The organism is Microbulbifer mixtoriginis (SeqCode) (assembly GCF_052467705.1).
This window is the reverse complement of the sequence record NZ_CP174322.1, coordinates 330,973-343,328: the sequence shown is the minus strand read 5'-3', so window position 1 is coordinate 343,328 and position 12,356 is coordinate 330,973. Positions and strand designations below refer to the sequence as shown.

At 50.2% G+C, this 12,356-nt stretch carries 13 protein-coding genes; 4 read left to right on the top strand and 9 right to left on the bottom strand.

All coding sequences use genetic code 11. From position 1 onward, the window contains the following. The first annotated feature begins 277 nt into the window (after nucleotides 1-277). Entirely contained in the window at nucleotides 278-1,618 is a 1,341-nt protein-coding gene (locus ACJJIB_RS01600) for an MATE family efflux transporter (RefSeq protein ID WP_444887641.1), read from the top strand. A gap of 281 nt (nucleotides 1,619-1,899) precedes the next feature. Here ACJJIB_RS01600 and ACJJIB_RS01595 read toward each other — a convergent pair whose 3' ends face one another. From ACJJIB_RS01595 to ACJJIB_RS01585, 3 genes are read right to left on the bottom strand one after another with little or no spacing between them, the layout of a single operon-like run. Beyond that, entirely contained in the window at nucleotides 1,900-2,730 is an 831-nt protein-coding gene (locus ACJJIB_RS01595) for a hypothetical protein (RefSeq protein ID WP_444887640.1), read from the bottom strand. Further along, complete coding sequence (locus ACJJIB_RS01590) at nucleotides 2,730-3,005, bottom strand: YheV family putative zinc ribbon protein (RefSeq protein ID WP_444883286.1); 276 nt, start codon at nucleotides 3,003-3,005, stop codon at nucleotides 2,730-2,732. The genes ACJJIB_RS01595 and ACJJIB_RS01590 overlap by 1 nt, the downstream gene beginning before the upstream one ends. A gap of 35 nt (nucleotides 3,006-3,040) precedes the next feature. Beyond that, the gene (locus tag ACJJIB_RS01585) at nucleotides 3,041-5,089 is read right to left on the bottom strand and encodes a M3 family metallopeptidase (protein WP_444887639.1); all 2,049 of its coding nucleotides are present in this window, start codon (nucleotides 5,087-5,089) and stop codon (nucleotides 3,041-3,043) included. Nucleotides 5,090-5,154: 65 nt separating this feature from the next. On the opposite strand from ACJJIB_RS01585, the gene ACJJIB_RS01580 reads away from it, so the two are divergent. From ACJJIB_RS01580 to ACJJIB_RS01570, 3 genes are all read left to right on the top strand, one after another. Then, entirely contained in the window at nucleotides 5,155-5,709 is a 555-nt protein-coding gene (locus tag ACJJIB_RS01580) for a gamma carbonic anhydrase family protein (RefSeq protein WP_444887638.1), read from the top strand. Between the two features lie 25 nt (nucleotides 5,710-5,734). Then, the gene (locus ACJJIB_RS01575; protein ID WP_444887637.1) at nucleotides 5,735-6,649 is read left to right on the top strand and encodes a LysR family transcriptional regulator; all 915 of its coding nucleotides are present in this window, start codon (nucleotides 5,735-5,737) and stop codon (nucleotides 6,647-6,649) included. Between the two features lie 86 nt (nucleotides 6,650-6,735). Continuing rightward, entirely contained in the window at nucleotides 6,736-7,254 is a 519-nt protein-coding gene (locus ACJJIB_RS01570; RefSeq protein WP_252083995.1) for a hypothetical protein, read from the top strand. 53 nt (nucleotides 7,255-7,307) lie between these two features. Here ACJJIB_RS01570 and ACJJIB_RS01565 read toward each other — a convergent pair whose 3' ends face one another. The 6 genes from ACJJIB_RS01565 to ACJJIB_RS01540 form a co-directional block, all read right to left on the bottom strand. Further along, nucleotides 7,308-7,718, bottom strand: coding sequence for a hypothetical protein (locus tag ACJJIB_RS01565; protein ID WP_252083994.1), 411 nt, complete (start codon nucleotides 7,716-7,718; stop codon nucleotides 7,308-7,310). A gap of 38 nt (nucleotides 7,719-7,756) precedes the next feature. Then, nucleotides 7,757-8,578 (bottom strand): shikimate dehydrogenase, encoded by an 822-nt coding sequence (aroE, locus tag ACJJIB_RS01560; protein ID WP_444887636.1) that lies wholly within the window; start codon nucleotides 8,576-8,578, stop codon nucleotides 7,757-7,759. Continuing rightward, on the bottom strand, nucleotides 8,575-9,027 hold the full coding sequence (locus ACJJIB_RS01555; RefSeq protein ID WP_252083992.1) for a DUF6841 family protein: 453 nt from the start codon (nucleotides 9,025-9,027) through the stop codon (nucleotides 8,575-8,577). Before ACJJIB_RS01555 ends, aroE begins: the two co-directional genes overlap by 4 nt. A gap of 29 nt (nucleotides 9,028-9,056) precedes the next feature. After that, the gene (hemF, locus tag ACJJIB_RS01550; RefSeq protein WP_444883280.1) at nucleotides 9,057-9,962 is read right to left on the bottom strand and encodes an oxygen-dependent coproporphyrinogen oxidase; all 906 of its coding nucleotides are present in this window, start codon (nucleotides 9,960-9,962) and stop codon (nucleotides 9,057-9,059) included. Between the two features lie 28 nt (nucleotides 9,963-9,990). After that, a complete protein-coding gene (gene tsaC / locus ACJJIB_RS01545) occupies nucleotides 9,991-10,557 on the bottom strand; it encodes an L-threonylcarbamoyladenylate synthase type 1 TsaC (protein WP_444883279.1) in 567 nt (188 codons plus the stop codon). Between the two features lie 277 nt (nucleotides 10,558-10,834). After that, the gene (locus ACJJIB_RS01540; RefSeq protein WP_444887635.1) at nucleotides 10,835-12,268 is read right to left on the bottom strand and encodes a catalase; all 1,434 of its coding nucleotides are present in this window, start codon (nucleotides 12,266-12,268) and stop codon (nucleotides 10,835-10,837) included. Between the last annotated feature and the right edge of the window lie 88 nt (nucleotides 12,269-12,356).

Here is a 12,356-nt window from a genome sequence, read left to right as displayed (position 1 = left end):
ATTAATTTGTATTAAAAAGATTATTTGCGTTGTGCATTCACACAGACTCTCCACTTCAGTACCACTTTATTGCTTGTATAAAATTGCTCTCCTTTATTGCTCCCTTCTGTCCAATCCTGCCTTCAACAATCATCAAATTGAACAATAAGGTATAATCGACAGCTTAGTAACAGATGATTTATGCGCCAAAACGATACTAATCCCTCTTAAAATACATCAGACAAAACTCCAAACTGATACGTTTTTTTCTTACAGTTATTAATCATAAGTAGCCCCTATGAAGTACCTAACAATTGATTCAAGAAGCATGAGTCGGGTTTGGAATCTTGCCTGGCCTATGATTCTTAGTAATATTTCAGTTCCTTTACTTGGGGCAGTAGATACCGCAATTCTCGGTCACCTTTCTTCGGCCGTTTACCTCTCTGGAGTAGCCATTGGCGCAAGTGTTATGACAATGCTGCTTTGGGCCTTCGGTTTTCTTCGCATGGGCACCACTGGTGTCGTTGCACGCAGTCAGGATGGTGGTGTTGAATGGTTGCTAAGAGCAATACTATTGGCAATGGCATTAGGGATACTACTTCAGATTATTACCTATCCTTTGCTAGACAATATTGTTGGTTGGATGAATGCCAGTAGTGCAGCCAGCCCGCATGCAGTGGCTTATTTACAGATTCGTCTGATAAGTGCTCCTCTTGCACTAGTTAACTTTGCCATACTGGGTTTCTTTATAGGCCGACAGGATAGCCGGGCTCCACTATATATTTTGCTAGCAGCAAATATACTCAATATTCTTTTGGATTTTCTTTTTATTCTCGGTCTTGGTTTAGGGGCAAAAGGCGCTGCGATAGCCACAGTTTGTGCTGATACTTTCGCCTTATTGATGGGATTGTTTTTACTTAAGCGTGTTAATCCTAAAATTTGGAAAGCATTAAAAAAGTGTCTTCAAACCCCTCAATTTCAGCCATGGATAGAGTGGAAGCCTTGGCTTGAGTTACTGCAAATCAATACAGATTTATTTATTCGAACCTGCCTGCTGTTATTAACATTTACATTCTTTACTGCTCAAGGGGCCGCCCAAGGAGACTCCACCCTTGCAGCCAATGCAATATTATTACAACTATTAATGATGACTTCTTACGCGCTGGATGGCTTTGCCCATGCAACTGAGGCATTAGTAGGTGAATCAATAGGAAAAAAATCAAAAAAACTATTTCAGGAAATGGTAAATGCAGCAGGCACTTGGGCTTTAGGAAGTGCACTCTTTATTACTCTATTGTTGATATTTTTTCAGCCAATAATAATAAAGTTGTTTACAGATCTCTCTAGTGTGATCCAGCAAGTAAATAACGTTTATTGGTGGCTTTGCGCTCTGCCGCTATTAGCCGTATGGAGTTACCAACTTGATGGTGTTTTTATTGGCGCCGGAAGAAGCCGACAAATGCGCAATACTATGTTTATAGCTACTATTCTAATTTTTTTCCCAAGCTGGTGGTTAACTCGAGATTGGGGAAACCATGGCATATGGTTTAGTCTTTTTTTGTGGATTGGCGCACGATCTTTAGGCCTTCTTGCTTACTTTCGATACTACACTGTAACCGACACATGGATTAAGAAATAATTTATTACTTTTATAAATTAAGTTTTAGAGGGTTTCTGGCTTGTAATAGGTTGAATTATTCTGCTGAATACAGAATAGAGTAGTATGATACTGAATTTATATCGGAGATGATGTACAACAATTGATTAGACTTAAAACCATTAGAAAATCAATGTCTAAAAATTTTTTTCAGGAATTTTGTTGATCTATGAAACTCAAGGTTTCAGGAAATAAAAATAATAATCTCAGGATGACAAATATTGAGCGGGAACAATAATGTATTAATACCCGCTCACGATTTTTTAAAATCCCAAAGCTCTTATCTGCTTACTGGCCAAAATCTGAGTGTAGTTGGAAAAGAACTCACTTTCTCCTTGTAAAATTGCTCGATTCAAAATATCAATTTTGCTTCTTAGAGAGCGATCATAAAAATAAAGACTGCCACTACGCACAGTGTAAGCTTTCGGATTTTCGGCCATCAACTTATAAAAGTTTGATAATCTTTCAAGATATACATTGGCATTATTAAGTGAAAAATTCCCTTTCTGATAATAGTCCAGAACTTCTGTGTTTATTTGTTTTTGAATAAATTCTTTTTCTTCATCAGAAAATCTATAAACTTTCATCTGAGTACTTATATCACTGCGTAAATCTTTCAGGTATCTATCCGCTGCCTGTGCTGACTCTCTCAGTGCACCAATAGTTTTCTTACGTTTTCTCAGTGACTTTCTACTTTTAAACGTAGCAGCATCTGACATTTCAAATGAAGCGAGATCGGCAAGCGGTCTGAAAATAGTAATATGTTGTAAATTGCTATTTCTTGTTAATTTATTACAGATATCGACAGCATACTCCCATTTCTTAAAGGATTTTCCCTCTAAAATCTTCTCCGGTAGCCCTTCGACACTCTCATTAAGTGATCGCTGCTGTTGCAGAACAAAGCCTGGATTCTTGTGCCAATCATTTGCCTGTAAACGAAATAGGCTGAGAAGTCCTTGGTTGACGCAACTGGCCAATAGATGTGAGGTCTGCTCCAGTTGCTGTTTCTGAATTTTTCGATAATGATTTAGGCCGTACAAGCCAGCAATAATTGCAATGGCAAGCACGGCTATAACTACAATTGCCTTTTTCACTACTTATTTTTTTTGGTAGGTTGAATAAATTTTACCGGTTCTTCACTCGCCTCTTTTCTCTGCCCAGTACTAACCCGGGTTAATAGCTCAGAAGGCGCGGACTGCAGGCGTATTTCATCTTTAAATCCACAGGAAACACACTCACGAAAATTTTTTCCATCCTCCTGGTAATTGACTATACGATCCATCTCGCTACAGCGTGGGCAAACAGCGCCAGCAATAAATCGTTTTTTGGATTTTTTGGAATGCCCACCGGAATTTTCCTGATCGACCATAGTTACTGCTCAACATGCATGACTTAACGGCCTTTTCAGGCCGGGCTGATATTTAATTCAAGCTGCTCAATACCTGAGTGACGCAATAGTGCATCAACATCGGGTTTTCTACCTCGGAATTCTACAAACAGGTCTAAAGCATCCCGGCTGCCACCCTGTTCGAGGATAGAATGCAAAAAACTCTCGCCAGTAGCACTGTCAAAAATACCCTTTTCTTCAAATAGTGAAAAGGCGTCTGCTGAGAGCACCTCTGCCCACTTATAGCTGTAATATCCTGCAGCGTAGCCACCGGCAAAAATATGGCTAAAACCATGCTGGAAGCGATTTTCCTTAGCCACGGGAACTACAGCCACCTCGGTGCGTACCTCTGACATTAGCTGCTGAATTTTCTGCGTATCCATCACTTCTTCACTGGCGTGAAGTCGAAAATCAAAAATTGCAAACTCCAGTTGTCGCACAGTGAACATAGCGGACTGGAAATTCTTTGCCGCAAGCATTTTTTCTAGTAATTCTGCAGGCAAGGGCTCTCCAGTTTGGTAATGAGAAGAGATCATGGCGATCGCCTCAGGTTGCCAACACCAATTTTCCAGGAACTGGCTAGGCATTTCTACCGCATCCCAGGCCACACCATTGATACCCGAAACCGCGGCTATAGTAATTTGCGTTAGCATGTGATGCAGGCCATGGCCAAACTCGTGAAACAAGGTAGTGACTTCGTAATGTGTTAGCAGAGAGGGCATATCTCCCGCTGCGGGGCTAAAGTTACACACCAAATAAGCGATGGGCAGCTGCAAGCCCTCTTCACCTTGGCGACGTGTGGCAACAGTATCCATCCAGGCACCCCCACGCTTTTTCTCTCGCGCGAAGGCATCCAGATAAAAACCCGCAATACGTTCACCATTGCGATAGAGCCAGAAAAACTGTACATCTTTATGCCAGGTTTCCACAGAAGTGTCTTCCTGAACAGCAACTCCAAAGAGCTTTTCCACTACGGCGAATAAACCTTCCAGAACCTTGGCATAAGGGAAGTAAGGGCGCAGCTCTTCCTGGCTAATGGCATAACGCTGCTGCTTGAGTTTTTCCGCAACCCAAGCGATATCCCAAGGTTGAAGCTCTTCTAATTTATACCCTTCGCTGGCAAATAAGCGTAATTCAGCCATTTCCCGCTCGGCTGCGGGCTTGGCTCTCTTTGCCAGGTCATTGAGAAACTCCAGTACGCCTTCGCAATCTGGCGCCATTTTACTGGCCAGAGACAACTCGGCGTAATTAGCCATGCCCAATAGCTGGGCCTGCTCTGCGCGTAGTGCCAAGATAGATTCCATCACTCCTGAGTTGTCGAACTCTCCAGCGTTGGGCCCAACCTCAGAGGCACGGCTCACAAATGCGGTATGCACCAACCGGCGCAACTCTCGGTTCTCCGCATGAGTCATTACCGCCAAATAGCTCGGACCCTCTAGGGTGATCAACCAACCACTTTTGCCTTTTGTGTTTGCCGCACTTTTCGCCGCCGCTATAGCGGTTTCCGGCAAGCCAGTTAAATCTGCCTCATCTTCCGTATGCCAGGTCCAGGCATTGGTAGCATCCAAAACATTGTTGGCGAACTGGCTGGAAAGTTCAGCCAGGCGCTTGCTATTGGCTGCAAAGCGCTCCCGAGCTTCACCCTCCAGGCCGACCCCACTCAATTCGAAATCCCGTAAACCCAACTCTACAGATTTCTTTCGCGGCTGCGGCCAGCTCACAAATTCCGGCGATGCCGCCAGCTGTTGATACACCTCGTACAATTCGCGGTTTTGCCCTTGCTCAGTCCAATAGGCAGTTACCTGGGCAAGCGCCGCTTCATAGGGCGCTCTCCATTCACCACTCAGTACACTGTTGAGATGACTGATCGGAGAGAAGGCCCGGTTGAGTTGATCCTGAACCTGTTCAAGTGACTGCAAGGTGCTCTCCCAGCCAGGGTTCTCTAAGCCTCTTTGTAACTGCCCTTGGCAGTCTCCGATGAGTTTTGCAATGGCAGGCTCAACCTGCTCGGGCTGCAGCTGGGTGAACGGTGGCAGAAGAGGGATATTCAACAGTGGATTGGACATACGGGACCCTGTGCTCGAAATAGGATACAGCTATGATAGAGGATTCATTGTACAGGAGCTTCTTTATGTCCCCACTGCGCAGCCACAACGACTCTGCGAGCGAGAAATCCCCGCAACTTGGCCATCGTGTTTTTGTTGACCCACAGTCAGCTGTGATTGGCGATGTCACTCTGGGTGATGATTGCTCCGTATGGCCAATGGCGGTGGTACGCGGGGATATGCATCGGATTCAGATAGGTGCCCGCACCAGTGTCCAAGACGGTGCAGTATTACATATCACCCATGCTGGGCCGTTTAATCCCGAGGGGTGGCCGCTGACAATCGGCGAAGACGTCACAATTGGCCACAAGGCCTGCCTGCATGGCTGTAGCATCGGCAACCGGATTTTGATCGGTATCGGCGCCATAGTACTCGATGGTGCGGTTATAGAAGACGAGGTCGTTTTAGCAGCCGGCGCGTTGGTACCACCAGGCAAAACCTTGGAGAGCGGTTATCTCTATGTGGGTTCCCCCTGCCGCAAAGCCCGCCCGTTATCCGACAAGGAAAAGGCGTTTTTTAGCTACTCTGCGCAAAATTATGTGAATCTGAAGGATCAATATCTCCGCCAGGATATTGAATAACTCATCGCCGGACGATTCGACACTCATGCTCAATCTGAATACTGATCAATTGCATACTTTTGTACGCGCCTGCGAGCTGGACTCTTTCTCCGCTGTTGCCCGCGAACAGGGGCGTGCTCAATCCTCGGTAAGTGCCTGTATTCAGAATCTTGAGCTGGACCTGGGACTCGCCCTTTTCGACCGTAGCGGAAAATTCCCACACCCCACAGCTGCGGCCATGGCCCTGTTGCCGCTTGCCCGCCAAGCGCTGGGGCAGCTGCAGCGTTTTCAGCAGGCCGCGGACTCCTACCAGCGCGGCGAGGAACCCGTGCTGCGTATCCTGTTTGAGGAGTTGGTGATGCCCGATCGCCTCAACGATGTTCTGGCAAGCTTCAGCCAGCGTTTTGCCCACACCCAGCTGCAACTGCGCAGTTCCAGTCATCATCAGGCAGTGCAAAGTATCGCCAAAGGCGAAGCCGATTTTGCGTTTGTGACAAGCGGCGGCAGCTACCCGGGCGCACTAGAGTTCAACACACTCGGACGCCAACAAATTCTCTGCCTGGCCACACCGGACCATCCACTGGCGCATCAGCAGCCTAGCTCTCTGCGTGAGGCCGCGCGCCACCGGCAAATAATCGCAGCCATGGAGGAGGGCCAACAACGCTGGCAGCTCTCGTCGCAGGTCTGGGTCTGCGATTCCCTGCTACAGGCCCTGGATCTGGCCTGCAAAGGCATAGGCTGGGTCAACGCGCCTTATGAGCTGGCTCGCCCTTTCCTGAAGAGTGGAAAACTGGTGGAGCTGAAACTCACCAGCGCACTGAGCGCCTGGAGCCTGGATGTCGACCTGTTGTGGTCGGCAAAAACAGCTCAAGGCAAAGCCGGCCTTTGGTTCGCCCGGGAAGCTCGGCGTCTATACGGTAATTATTACAGCCCACCTATCGAGAAATCCGATAGTTATTAATTTTTATCTAACAGCAATACCGATAAAACTTGGCTGCAGGGCCGAGGAGGTCCGACTTTCTATCACCGGCAATAGGAGCCATAGAGATGACAGAACAGCAGCAGCTGCAAGAAATGGATGCCTTCTCCAAGAAATATCGTTACGACATGGAGTATCTAAAAGAGTTTTTACGCTCGTCTCCAGAGGGCTTTGAAAAATTTGTACAGTTCCAGCCCCTGTCGATGCACCGGGAATTCTTACCGCTGGAGGTTTTTTGGGTGAGCAAACTGGCCGCCATGCAGGTGGCGGACTGCGGTGCCTGCCTGCAATTGAATGTGCGCATGGCGTTGGAAGCCAATGTCGCTCCGCAACTGGTAAAGGCCTGCATTCAGGGCGGCAGTAATTTACCGGAGCCTCTCAAGGATATTTTTGACTTTGCCACCGCGCTGGCCAGTTACAAAAACATTGATCCGTTGTTGGACCAGCGTATCTCTGAGCAGCTGGATAAAAAACAGCGAATCGAGCTGGGCGTCAGCGTCGCCACCGCCTCTGTATATCCCACCATCAAGAGAGCTATGGGCCACACCCAGAGCTGTAGCCTTATCGAAATTGAGTTTGAGGCCTGATCGGAGCAGCCGCCGCAGTCACTTGCGGCGGTGCCTAACTGGCCTCAGTTACTTTACTTACCTTGTAGTCGCAGCAGCGCGGATGCGGCAATACCGCCAATAGCACAGGCGAGAACGATCACTAGCGGAGTCATAGTTCCCAGCACAAAAGCGCCATAGTCATAGCCACGCTGGGGCAGGAGGTAGAACAGCAAGAAAGCGGCAGGTAGCAGTGACAATAAAGCACCGCGCAATAGCCAAGCATTGCGCCAGGGGAGCAAGAACAACAGACCGCAGAGCCCGCCCCAAACGATACGCTGGTATAGATAAGCGTTACTGAGGTGCGGTGCCAAGTCTACCCCCAACCAGCGGGTAAACCCGTAGCTGCCCATAGCCCACAGACCCAGGGCATAACAAAGGCCGCCGAAACAACCCACCGCAAAGCACATAGAGAGATTACGCAACCACTCGCGCACAGCCAGCATCCTCTTAATTTTTGTTGTTATAACTTCAGCCGAATTAATCAGACTGTTAGTGTTCGCCGCAACTGCGCCAACACCGGCTCAACACGGGGCTTCACCCCGCGCCATAAATAGAAAGCTTCCGCGGCCTGTCCCACCAGCATGCCGAGACCATCGGCTGCTTCAACCCCCAGTTCATGGGCCCAGTGTACAAAAGGCGTCGGCTTTGCACCGTAGACCATGTCATAAGCCCGACCAGTGCCTGTAAAAAGGTGTTCAGACAGGGGGGGCAACTGGTTACCCAGGCTTGCCGAACTAGCATTGATAACCAGATCAAAACCTCCACACAGCTGATCCAGTCCGCCTGCAGTCATAGCCCCATAGTGGGAAAACTCATCTGCCAGCTGACAGGCTTTAGCGGCGGTGCGGTTAGCGATATGTAGCTGTGAGGGATGCTCAGCCAGCAGCGGCAGCAGGGCTCCGCGGGCGGCGCCACCGGCCCCCAGAAGTAACACCCGCTTATCCTGAATAGTCCAACCCAGATTGTTGCGGATATCTGAAACCAAGCCGGCGCCATCGGTATTGTCGCCCAGCAGATTTCCACTCTCGCCGTATACCAGGGTGTTCACCGCACCGGCAGCGGCCGCGCGCTCGGTAAGCTCATCAGCCAACTCGCAAGCTTCAAGCTTAAATGGCACTGTCACATTGAGGCCACGCCCACCCTCGGCAAAAAAGGTTTGTACCGACTCAGTAAAACGATCGAGAGGGGCAAGTAGCTTTTCGTATACCAGGTCCTCGCCGGTCTGGGTGGCAAAGGCGGCGTGAATTTGTGGAGACAGGGAGTGGTCGACGGGATTGCCTACCACTGCATAGCGGTCACTCACGACTGGGCCCTCTTGCGCGCCCTGGCCGCCTCGCGGATCTTGGCACTTTCATCGACGAGTACTAAAGCGTCGACTTTAAGGCCCTGCTCGGTATCTGTGAGCAGGTAACGTGTGTGTGAACTGTAGAGTTCGAGGGTTTTATCGTCCTCTTCTCTGTGATGTAACAGGGTCCAGCGTACACTGGCCAAGCTGCTGTAATCATTCAATTCGATGATTTCAGTGACAGTGCCGAGTATCTGGCATACCTCCAGGCGCTTATAAGCGTTGAGCAGCTTCTCAACCTGCTGCACGAAGGCGCCGCGATCTACCGCCAGTTTGTTGCCATCTTCACGGTAATAATGCAGAGGAAAACGATAATAGTCCGCTATCTGTTCCGCATCCCCGGTCTCAAAGTGACGCCTGTAATCCAAAAATAGTGAGTTGATGGCTTCCAATCGCGTTTGTTGCACAGCGAACCTCCGTAGTGCGTGACCTGGGGTTATACCCAGTCCCTATGCGGCAGAAAATCCGTGTAGAGTTTTTCCTCCGCCGAACCTGCTTCTGGGTGCCAGTCGTATTTCCAACTCACCAGCGAGGGCAATGACATAAGGATAGATTCGGTGCGCCCACCGCTCTGCAGGCCAAACAAAGTGCCGCGATCGAATACCAGGTTAAATTCCACATAACGGCCGCGGCGGTAAAGCTGGAAATCCCGCTCGCGTTCGCCGTAAGACGTATCCTTGCGCTTTTGAATAATGGGCAGATAAGCATCCAAATAACTATCACCCACGGCGCGAGTTAGGGCAAAGGCGTTTTCAAAACCACCTTCGTTAAAATCATCGAAGAAAAGGCCGCCTACTCCGCGGGCCTCATCGCGATGCTTCAGGTAAAAATACTTGTCACACCACTGCTTGAAGCGCGGATAGATCTCTTCACCAAAGGGCGCACAGGCGCTCTTTGCAGTATTGTGCCAATGCACCACATCCTCTTCGAAACCGTAGTAAGGAGTGAGGTCATAGCCCCCACCAAACCACCAGATCGGCTCGGCGCCAGGCTTTTTGGCCACGAACAGGCGCACGTTGGCATGACTTGTGGGTACATAGGGGTTGCGCGGGTGGATCACCAAAGAAACCCCCATCGCTTCGAAAGAGCAGCCAGCCAACTCTGGGCGGCTGGCCGTGGCAGAGGGCGGCAGGCCGTCACCATAGACGTGCGAGAAATTGACCCCACCTTTCTCGATTAAATTTCCCTCTTCCAACACCCGGGTTCTACCGCCCCCGCCGCCGGGCCTCTCCCAGGCGTCTTCGTGAAACTCCAGGCCGTCCTCGCTACCCAGCGCGCTGCAGATTCGATCCTGTAGATCCAGCAGGTAGCCCTTTACTTCCTTGGTATCAATATCACTCATTGGGAAACACTAACTCGTTTTAAAGAATTCATCCGCCCGCCCGCAACTGCTCTCCGCTGAGCAGGTCGCGAATCTCACTAGGGGAATTTCGGCCCCCGGTGGAACCACCGCCGACAAAGTCGAGGGCATCACCAAAATAGCGAAGTACCTGGTACTTGTGCCGGGCAGGTTGACACCCCGCCGGATTGGCAGAAGTGGATACGATAGCACCGCCAAAAGCCCTTGTTAACGCAGCGGTAAAAGAGTGGTCGGTGTGACGCAGGGCCACTGCGGGATGGGCGCCACAGACCCAATAGGGTATGCGGTCACGATGGGGCACCAGCCAGGTCACGGGTCCGGGCCAGGTTTCCCGCATCTTTTCGCGCTGCTCAGCGCTGAGTGGGTCGAGCAGCTGACTAAAACTTTCCTCCTCACCGGAAACCAGGATCAGGCCCTTTTCCAGTGGGCGGTTCTTCAGGCGCAGCAGGCGCCTTACGGCCTGCAGATTATTTGGATCACAGGCGAGGCCCCACACGGACTCGGTGGGGTGCGCGATAACACCGCCCGCCGCAAGAGCACGGGCAGCCTTCTGTACAGCAAGCGGAGAGTACCTCATGACAGTATCGCTGCTACTTCGCTTCGCACTGCTGAATGTCTAACTTCTCCTGTACACCGAAGGCGGCTTTCATAACTGGCAGATCGGGGCCGGCCCCCATCAGGATCGCTACAAAAGGCTTGCTCATTTCAACTCTCTCAACTGTCAAAGTAGGGACAAGCGCCAAAATCTAGCGGATTGCGCAACCATGCACAAGGTGTTGCCAAACGTCTCCACAGAAGCCGTGGTTTATCGACAACCCTTCTTTAAATGATCGGTAATGAAATTTTTGTCCAGCTCACAATGCAGCTTTAACACCAGCAGCATAATCCGGATGCACCTTGTGAAACTCAGTCAATTGTCGCTGTACTATCTCATCCGGAACTCCGGCCATGGCTCTGGCAATATTGCCAAAGAGTCTCTGTTTTTCGGCGTCATCAAAAAGATTGAAAAGCGCACGCACTTGGCCGTAATCATCGTTGCCCTCACGATGATCGTAGCGATCGGCAGCACCGGAAAGCTTTAGTGGCGGCTCCTTGGCACTGGAGTCTTGCTGCGGGCCGTTGAAACTGTTGGGTTCGTAATAAGCATCGGGATTGCCTGTGCGAATCCCGCTGGTATTCATCTCGCCGTCTCGATAGTAGTTATGCACTGGGCATTGAGGTGCATTTACAGGAAGACTCTCATAGTGAGTACCCAAACGGTGGCGATGGGCATCGGCATAGGAAAACACTCGCGCCTGTAGCATTTTATCCGGGGAGAAACTAATGCCCGGTACTACGTTTGAGGGAGAGAAGGCTGCCTGTTCCAGTTCGGCAAAATAATCATCGGGGTTGCGATTCAACTCCATTTCGCCAATCTCAATCAGCGGGTAATCCCCATGTGGCCACACTTTGGTGAGATCGAAAGGGTTGTAATTTGTCTTGGCAGCATCGGCCTCGGGCATTACTTGTAGCTGTAGACTCCACTTGGGATAGTCACCCTTCTCAATCGCACCAAACAGGGCTTCCTGATAACTCTCGCGAGTGCGGCCAATTACTGACTCCGCTTCGGCATCGGTATGAAATTTGTGCCCCTGGCGGGTCTTGAAGTGGAACTTCACCCAGAAGCGCTCGCCGCCACTGTTCCACAGAGAGTAGGTGTGGGAGCCGTAACCATTCATATGCATAGGTGAAATTGGCAGGCCGCGATCTGAAAACAGGATCGTAACTTGGTGCAGACTCTCTGGAGATAGCGACCAAAAATCCCACATGGCTGTAGGGGAGCGTAAATGCGTGCGGGGATGACGTTTTTGCGTGTGGATAAAATCGGGAAACTTATAGGGATCGCGCACGAAGAAGACCGGGGTGTTATTGCCCACCAGATCCCAGTTGCCGTCTTCTGTATAAAATTTGAGGGCAAAGCCGCGCACATCGCGCTCGGCATCCGCCGCCCCCAACTCTCCGGCTACAGTGGAGAAGCGGGCTATCATTGGTGTTTCAGCACCGGGCTGCAATACCTTGGCGCAGGTGTACTTGGCAATATCTCCGCTAATCCGCAGAGTACCGTAAGCTCCCCAGCCCTTGGCATGTACCGTACGTTCGGGAATCCGCTCACGGTTTTGATGAGCGAGCTTCTCCAGCAGTTGATAATCCTGCATCAATAGGGGGCCACGTGGTCCGGCGCTAAGGCTATTTTGGTTATCCGCGATGGGTGCGCCAGCATCCGTGGTGAGCTTGGAATTATTCGCCATGACTTGCCTCCTGTGTTCGAGTCCACAGAGTATTAACGCAGCGCTTTGACTTCGCGAATCGCTCGGCGGCTGGTCCTTCAGGGGAGGA

Excerpts from the sequence above, each read along its gene's own strand:
- ACJJIB_RS01600 (WP_444887641.1), top strand. The coding sequence starts at position 278 with ATGAAGTACCTAACAATTGATTCAAGAAGCATGAGTCGGGTTTGGAAT.
- ACJJIB_RS01590 (WP_444883286.1), bottom strand. The coding sequence starts at position 3,005 with ATGGTCGATCAGGAAAATTCCGGTGGGCATTCCAAAAAATCCAAAAAA.
- ACJJIB_RS01585 (WP_444887639.1), bottom strand. The coding sequence starts at position 5,089 with ATGTCCAATCCACTGTTGAATATCCCTCTTCTGCCACCGTTCACCCAG.
- ACJJIB_RS01580 (WP_444887638.1), top strand. The coding sequence starts at position 5,155 with ATGTCCCCACTGCGCAGCCACAACGACTCTGCGAGCGAGAAATCCCCG.
- ACJJIB_RS01575 (WP_444887637.1), top strand. The coding sequence starts at position 5,735 with ATGCTCAATCTGAATACTGATCAATTGCATACTTTTGTACGCGCCTGC.
- ACJJIB_RS01570 (WP_252083995.1), top strand. The coding sequence starts at position 6,736 with ATGACAGAACAGCAGCAGCTGCAAGAAATGGATGCCTTCTCCAAGAAA.
- ACJJIB_RS01565 (WP_252083994.1), bottom strand. The coding sequence starts at position 7,718 with ATGCTGGCTGTGCGCGAGTGGTTGCGTAATCTCTCTATGTGCTTTGCG.
- hemF (WP_444883280.1), bottom strand. The coding sequence starts at position 9,962 with ATGAGTGATATTGATACCAAGGAAGTAAAGGGCTACCTGCTGGATCTA.
- tsaC (WP_444883279.1), bottom strand. The coding sequence starts at position 10,557 with ATGAGGTACTCTCCGCTTGCTGTACAGAAGGCTGCCCGTGCTCTTGCG.
- ACJJIB_RS01540 (WP_444887635.1), bottom strand. The coding sequence starts at position 12,268 with ATGGCGAATAATTCCAAGCTCACCACGGATGCTGGCGCACCCATCGCG.